We start from the raw sequence: 7,747 nt of genomic DNA on the forward strand, positions 1-7,747 counted from the left end.
GTACTGAACATTTTCTTTTACGGATTGGAGCCACTATTACTGCTACCACTGTTATTGGAGTTACCTCGACTGGTATTCCCCTGCTGGCTCTGCTCCTGATTGTCCGTATTCGATTCTGTTTCTTCTTCTCCAGGAGCAGTTTCGGTATCCCCATTCTCGACTTCGGCTGGTGAAGGATCAGGCCCCACCGTCCCTTCATCATTCGGATCTTCGCCAGGAGCAACCGTCGTATCATCAGACTTTTCGCTAATTTTGACGGTAGCGCTCAGATCAACTGATGATTCATCCAGTTTGGCAAACCGAGGCAAGTCAGCCTCAAGCTTTATTTCATGCGTACCTACCGCAAGTCCAGCAAGATCCGCAGTCAACTTGATATCATCGCTACTTAGACCTTCAAGCATCGTTGAAGAACCTCTAAGCGTAATATTCAAGCCGCCACTTTTGGGAGTAACCAGTGTCCCTTCCAGCCCGTTCCCCGCGCCAGTAAGCGTAATGGGTACGTTCGGAAAGACTTTGGTCGTCTCCTGAAGCTCATCATAAGGCGATACCGTCACCTTAAGCTGAATCGAACTAGGCTCGATTTTCTCAAAACCGGGCGGCGGCGTCAAGTCCACGTTAACTGTCGACGACCCTGCCTCATCGAACTGTGTAAGATCAAGGGTTACTTGGTCGTAGGACTGTATACCCGCAAGCGCATCCTCTGTTCCGTAAACCGAGACTTCTTTCACGCTTGGCTCAACCGTGGAGAGCACCATTCCCTCAGGCAACTGTCCCGAATATTTGATTCTTAAGGGCACAGTTGTATAGGGCTGACTGACAGGAATACGGACTTCTACGGTTTCTGGTGTAACAATCGCGTTTTCAATGACCTTGCCTTCCGCATCATATGCCTGAAGCTTCACTTTTTTCTGCGTCACGTCATCCTTCGCATCCTTCACGCTCACACTGCCCTGAACCTTCGCTACGGCGTCAAGCTGCCCTTCCGGCAGAGTTACCTTAACTGGACCTGAAGGTTCAACAACGGGCGTTCCAGCGTTATATCCGGAGGATGGTTCTCCTTCGGGTACAATATTCACATCAAAGGATTTGGTGCCCAATTTTTCCACGTTGACCGTAACCATGGAAGGCTCCATGCTGACTACCTCAACCCCGGAAGGCAGATCAGGCACCAATGGCAGTGTATTGGACCCATCCTTCACCTGACTAAGATCCACTAGCACTTTATAATCATCATTCGTAAAAATCGAAGTTAACATCGAACGCTGCCCTTTAATCTCCAGACGGACCTCATCCGTACTTAATGAAGTAAGTACATAGGAGTTGCTGTCGAGTCCATAAGGCTGAACAGGCACAGTGCGCTCCACAACCTTATTCGTTGTCCCGGTCGAGATCGTTGGCGTAGTTGGTACTTCATCCAGATGTATCATGAACCAGAGCAACAAACTCACCGCTAAAGCGAGAATCTTGGCAAAATTGTTGTTATTGAACCATTTATCCATTTTTACGTCCCCCCTTCCGTTTCCAGAAGGTAGTCCAACCATTCTTTTTAGTCAGATTGGATGTTGGACGCAGTTCTTCGTACAGTTTGGCAATCAGCGATTCTTCCTTAATATCACGAACAACCTGTCCATTCATCGCAAGCGACACTTGTCCTGTCTCCTCCGAAACAACTAAACAGATCGCATCCGCAACCTCGGTAATCCCGATTGCTGCACGGTGACGCGTTCCTAGCTCTTTGCTAATAAACGGATTCTCGGACAAAGGCAAATAACAGGCTGCCGCCGAAATCTGTTTGCCCTGTATAATGACGGCTCCATCATGGAGCGGTGTATTCGGAATAAAAATGTTAATCATCAGCTCTGAGCTGACCAGAGATTGCATCTGGATCCCGGACTCTGTGTAATCGTTCAGACCCGTTTCCCGTTCGAATACAACCAGTGCACCAATTTTACGTCGTGACAAATAATTCACGGACTTAATAATCTCACCAATTAACACCGTTAATTCTTCATCACTTGCTGCTGCCGAGCGTCCAAACAGTTTGCCTCGACCCAATTGCTCCAGACCACGGCGCAGTTCCGGTTGGAAGATAATAAAGACCGCAACGACACCAAACGTAAACATCTGGTTCATTAGCCATTTGAGCGTATAGAGGTTTAGCCACGTACTTAGTGCCCAGATCACTACAAGGAACAGAATACCTTTAAGCAGCTGAACCGCACGGGTACCCCGCACAAGCAAAATCAATTTGTACATAATATAGGTAACGATCAATATATCGATAACGTCCTTAATGGACTCTTTCCACGTTAAGTCAGCAAAATAGTTCATAAGCCAGCCCCCGCTATCCCCATTGATGAGTAAACCCTGCTCTCATATTAACCCATTAGGATTTAATTAATCCTTTTCTCGCATTTGCAAAATCCATTCAAGCACACTCTCAGGTACAAAAGTTGGCTAGGAAGGAGCACTCTGATCCAACTAACGTATAGACGAATAGAATTATTTCGATCTATATTTTGCGGATTGAAAGACGCTCTTTGGATTTATGCAAAAAGCTTATCTATATGTAGTAGTATGTTCTCTTTAGTATCTAGGTTATAACGTTAACGTTCAGGTTGCAAGTTACGGGAGTCACAAACTGCGCAGAAACAACACAAATCCCATAAATTACAAAGTCATTAGATAAAAAAAGAGTACCCCAGCAATCTGGAGGTACCCTGCTTGGTATATACCATTGAAGAATCTACCCTGATTTAGCGGTAAGCCACTTCATTTACCATATTGGTTATTTTGTACCAGAACCAGTCCAGCGCTTGATCAATACTTTTCACCTGACCGGAAATATGTGCCGTTGAGGCCTGATACAACTGTCCGTCGATGACCGTCAGATTGCCATTTACATCACCGTATACCTGAGCAGTTCCATTCTCTATCGTAAGATCGCCAGCAATGGACTTGCCCTCCGGAACAATAACCGTGTTTCCTTCAATCACGATCTGGTCCAGATTATTTCCCTTAACGACCATTTCGTTATTCTGATTCCAGAAATTCCAGGCGCTAAAGAGCATCACGACCAAAAAGAAGGCTGCCGCCGTCAGCGCGGGATGTCCTTTGACCCATTTGAGCCATATTTGCTGTCTCTTGGGCTGGGGCAGAGCATTCATAATTCGATTGGTCAGCTCATCCGAGGCAGACGGTGAATAGTGTTTCATGGCAAAGAGTAGCATTTCCGTCTGTTCCAACTCTTTAAAGCGCATGCGACAATCCGGACAGGTCACAAGGTGACTTTTCAGTTCAACCTTCTGGGCCGGGGACAACGACTCATCCAAACATTCATGCATTAAAGAGACGGCCGAGTTGCAATCCATATGAGAGCCAATCCTTTCTTAGATCACTTAGTCCTTGCATCGCCAAAAAGCACGCATAAGACTTGCATACATTACATACGTATCCGTTTCGGATATGTTTCAAATAAATTCGCCCAAATAAAAGACGTTTTACATTTACAACTTATACTCCAGTTTTTTACGCAAAAAATCACGCCCACGATGAACACGAGTCTTAATCGTTGTTACGGGCATACCTGTCACATCACTGATTTCCTGTAGCGACAAGTCCTGTAAATATCTCAAAATCATGACTGATTTATACTTGGCCGGCAAACTGTCAATCGCTTCACGGATTAGTGTCTGTGTTTCAGACAAAAGTGCTTCGCTCTCTGGTGTACGATCATCGCTTGGAAGCATCGCATAACCATCAGACCCTTCCTGATCATTCAGTTCTGCATCCAATGAATAAGAAGGTTTCTTCCGCCGTAAGCGGTCAATACACAGATTGGTTGCAATCCGGTATATCCAGGTTGAGAACTTCTGGTTCGGATCATACTTCTCCATATTGCGAAACACACGCAAAAACGTCTCCTGTACAACGTCTTCGGCTTCATGACGATTGTTCAGCATCCGGTATGCCAGATGAAACAGCTTGTCCTTGTATAATTCAACGATTTCTGCAAAGGCCCGCTGGTCACCCTTCAGTACCAGCTTAACAAGCCTGTTCTCCAAATTGTCCACCCTTATTCCCCCAGACATGCTGATGGGTCTTCCGCCTTCTGATACCCGTCCACACTTGTAATTCACCAATCAAATCGTAAATCAACTTTGGTCAAAAATCAAGACTGTGCCGGAAAATATCCGCCAAAAACAGTAAAAACGGGAACTCCCGAAGGAGTCCCGTTTCATCTCTCACTCAAGCTGAGGAAAGAATTAAGCTTTTACTATCTATACGGCTGGAAAATTCACTTCATATATTGTTAAGCAGATTAACGATCAACCCGTATTCCGAAGTCCTGCTGCAATGCCGTTAATCGTAAGCAACACTTCACGCAGTAACTCTGTGTCATCCTCGCCACGCTCACGCATATCTCTGAGCTCACTCAGTAGTTGGACCTGCATGTAGGACAAAGGATCGACATACGGATTACGAAGTCGGATCGACTCTTGAATCACCGGTACATCATCCAGAATTTCAGCTTCTCCGGTAATTTTCAGAATCAGCTCTTTGGTGAGCTTGAATTCCGATTCAATCTGACCATAGATGCGATCACGTGCTTCCTCATTGGAAGTCATAGCCGAGTATTCCTTCGCAATGACTAGATCCGCTTTGGCAACAGCCATCTGCACCGTATCAATTAGTGTACGGAAGAATGGGAAGTTTTCATACATTTCTTTCAGGACAACCAGATTTTCTTCTTTATCCTGATAGTAACTTTGAAGTCCCGTTCCTGCCGCATACCATGCGGGAAGCAGATAACGACTTTGGGTCCAGGCAAATACCCAAGGGATCGCTCTAAGATCCTCGAACTTGTCGCTGTTTTTCCTTTTGGATGGACGTGAACCAATATTCAGTTCCCCAACCTCAGGTAGCGGTGTCGATTCCTTGAAGAAAGTAAAGAAGTCTGGATCACGGAAAATGAGATCCTGGTATTTCGTCAGAGATACTTCGGAAATATCTTTGATGATGCTGTCCCACTGACGCTCTGATTCCGACTCTTGCGGCTCCAGACCGTTTAGTGCAGCTGTAATCAAAGCCGATGTAGCCTGCTCAAGACTGCGGTATGCAATGCCCTGAAGGGAATAACGGGAAGAGATAACCTCACCCTGCTCTGTAATCTTGATTCCTCCACCAATAGTGTGTGGTGGTTGAGCAAGAATACTGCGGTTGAGAGGCATGCCTCCACGTCCGAGCGCCCCACCTCTACCATGGAAGAACTTCAGCTTAACGCCGTGTTTATTACCAACAGCAGTGATAGCATTCATCGCCACGCGCAACTCCCAGTTGGCTGTAACCACTCCGCCATCCTTGTTGCTGTCCGAGTAACCCAACATGATTTCATGCAGTTCATTCCGTCCACTCACACTTGCGCGATATACCGGAAGGTTGAACAGCTTCTCCATAATTTCCGAAGCGGCATGAAGATCATCAATCGTTTCAAACAATGGAACCGCTTGAAGCGTAGATACCACTTCACCGTTATGTTCTTTGCGGAACAAACCTACTTCTTTAGCAAATACCATAACCTCAAGCAGGTCACTTGCCCCTTGGGTCATACTAATCAGGTAGCTTGTGATACAACCGGCCCCAAACTCGCTCTGAGCACGCTTGATCGTACGGAATACGTCCAGACACTCTTTGGTCCCCTCTGTGTATTGGTGATAAGGGGAAGTCAACGGACGAGGATCATCCAGCAAACGAGCCAGTAAATCGATTTTGCCATCTTCCGTCAAACGAGCATAATCTTCTACGATGTTCATCTTGGCCAAAATCTCTGACATCGCATTTTCATGCTCTTTGCTGTGCTGACGCACATCCAATGCAGCTGTATGGAAACCGAACAACTCCACTTGACGAATCATTTTGCGAATGGTCGTATCCGCTACATAGTCTGCAAAGTGATGACGCAGGCTGCGATCGATAATCATCAGATCATCCATCAGTCCTTGAGCGCTGTCATAGCGATCAGGCTGTCCTACTTTGTTCTCATCCAGGACATTGTTCAGCTTGGCAAGCATATATGCCAATTTAATACGATATGGCTCTTTTTCATTCCGCCACATATCCACTTTTTTCAATGTTACACAACTACGGTCTTGCTCAATCGACTGTACCAGCTCATCCGATACGTGGATGATGTTCGTACTGAAGCTGAGATGTCCCATAAGTTCAATCATAATCCGTTGATACTCACGTAAAGCGAGCTTACGCTGCATCAACAGTGTCTGCCATGTTACATCTGAAGTTACCGAAGGATTTCCATCCCGGTCTCCACCGATCCAGGAACCGAACCGCAAATACGTCGGCACATGCCAGTCATGGTCAGGATAAAATTTATTCAGGCAGCGTTCAAGCTCCTGGTATACATCCGGAAGTACATGGAACAACGTTTCATGAAAGTAATACATTCCGTTCCGTACTTCATCAAGCACAGTCGGTTTACGGTCACGAAGCTCATCAGTCTGCCATAGTGTAATGACTTCGTTCAGCAGCTTCTCCCGCAACTGTTCACGTTCACGCAACGTCAGCGTAGGATTATCAAGTGACATGACATCTTCGGATATCCGTTTGTGGATGTCCAGTATAACCCGACGCATGGCTTCGGTTGGATGAGCTGTCATCACCAATTCCAGCGATAACTCGTCTAGAATATCCTCTACTTCCGTGTGAGACAGTCCGCGTTCCTTCAGATCTTGTACTGCTTTTTCAATCGATCCTGGCTGCACAGCGTCCCCTGCAGAACGTTCATAATCCCGTTTACGCCGGATCCGATGGTTTTGTTCAGCAATGTTAACTAATTGAAAATAAATCGCAAAAGCTCGAATCACCTGATGGCGATTTTCCGAGTCTAATTCCTGGATCATCGTTTTGAACTCTGCATAAAGTTCTGGCAAGAACTCTGCACGCAACGATTTGCTCGTTTCCCGAATCTTCTCAACGATATCTAGAAGCTCCGTGCCTCCTTGATGGACAAGAACTTCTCCGAGTATATTGCCCAGGAACCGCACGTCTCGCCGAAGCAGGTTGTTGGATTGGCTTTTGCTGGCGGTTACCATAGTTTCAGTCATGCTTATCCTCCCATCTGATCGTTCCATTCGTACACGTAAATTTGACACCTTCATAACATCATACAATAAAATGGTACGAAAATCTTTATTTTTCTACTAGTAAAAAAGGGGATTTACCCTGATTTACAGCACAAAAACACGCTTTATTATTCATTTTCTTGTTCTGCTTCGATTAATGGTCAAATGCTGTCGCATGATACCTTTTTCACGTACTTTTCATTACTCGAATAACTCATACCTATTCTAAATTTTTCATAAATATACAGTTAGACTGGGAATGTTTGTTGTACCTGAATCGATTCGTATCTGCATGATTTCCATTGTTACAAACCAGACGAAACATAAAGAAACATGACCGGCAAAGCAAGCTTTTGTATACTTTATCACAGTGACGCAATAAATTAAAGAGTGTATTTATAATTTTTTGATTCTTTTAGCAGAATTTAATGAAGGAGTTCGGAGGTATTTTTTCACTTATCAAACGAATATAGAGGAGATTGGTATTATAATGAGATGTTGTTTCTATAAATAAAAGAAAAGTCCCTGTATATACAGAGACTTTCCAATGAAACATGAAGCGGGTGATGGGAATCGAACCCACGCTATTAGCTTGGAAGGCTAAAGTT

At 45.1% G+C, this 7,747-nt stretch carries 5 protein-coding genes; all 5 read right to left on the reverse strand.

Features of this window, described 5'->3' with window-relative positions:
* Window positions 1–17 precede the first annotated feature (17 nt).
* The 5 genes from AC4PM4_RS25870 to ppc all read right to left on the reverse strand — a co-directional run bounded on the left by AC4PM4_RS25870 (window position 18) and on the right by ppc (window position 7,121).
* The gene (locus AC4PM4_RS25870; protein WP_269054243.1) at window positions 18–1,499 is read right to left on the reverse strand and encodes a CdaR family protein; all 1,482 of its coding nucleotides are present in this window, start codon (window positions 1,497–1,499) and stop codon (window positions 18–20) included.
* Complete coding sequence (cdaA, locus tag AC4PM4_RS25875) at window positions 1,492–2,331, reverse strand: diadenylate cyclase CdaA (RefSeq protein ID WP_063567044.1); 840 nt, start codon at window positions 2,329–2,331, stop codon at window positions 1,492–1,494. Before cdaA ends, AC4PM4_RS25870 begins: the two co-directional genes overlap by 8 nt.
* A 425-nt stretch (window positions 2,332–2,756) precedes the next feature.
* Window positions 2,757–3,371, reverse strand: a complete 615-nt coding sequence (locus tag AC4PM4_RS25880; RefSeq protein WP_063567043.1) for a zf-HC2 domain-containing protein — start codon at window positions 3,369–3,371, stop codon at window positions 2,757–2,759.
* Between the two features lie 135 nt (window positions 3,372–3,506).
* Entirely contained in the window at window positions 3,507–4,073 is a 567-nt protein-coding gene (gene sigW, locus AC4PM4_RS25885) for an RNA polymerase sigma factor SigW (protein WP_017692117.1), read from the reverse strand.
* 255 nt (window positions 4,074–4,328) lie between these two features.
* Window positions 4,329–7,121: a phosphoenolpyruvate carboxylase gene (gene ppc / locus AC4PM4_RS25890; RefSeq protein WP_491614846.1), complete on the reverse strand. Its 2,793-nt coding sequence runs from the start codon at window positions 7,119–7,121 to the stop codon at window positions 4,329–4,331.
* Window positions 7,122–7,747 lie beyond the last annotated feature (626 nt).

It is taken from the genome of Paenibacillus sp. MDV22-iso6, assembly GCF_058408365.1.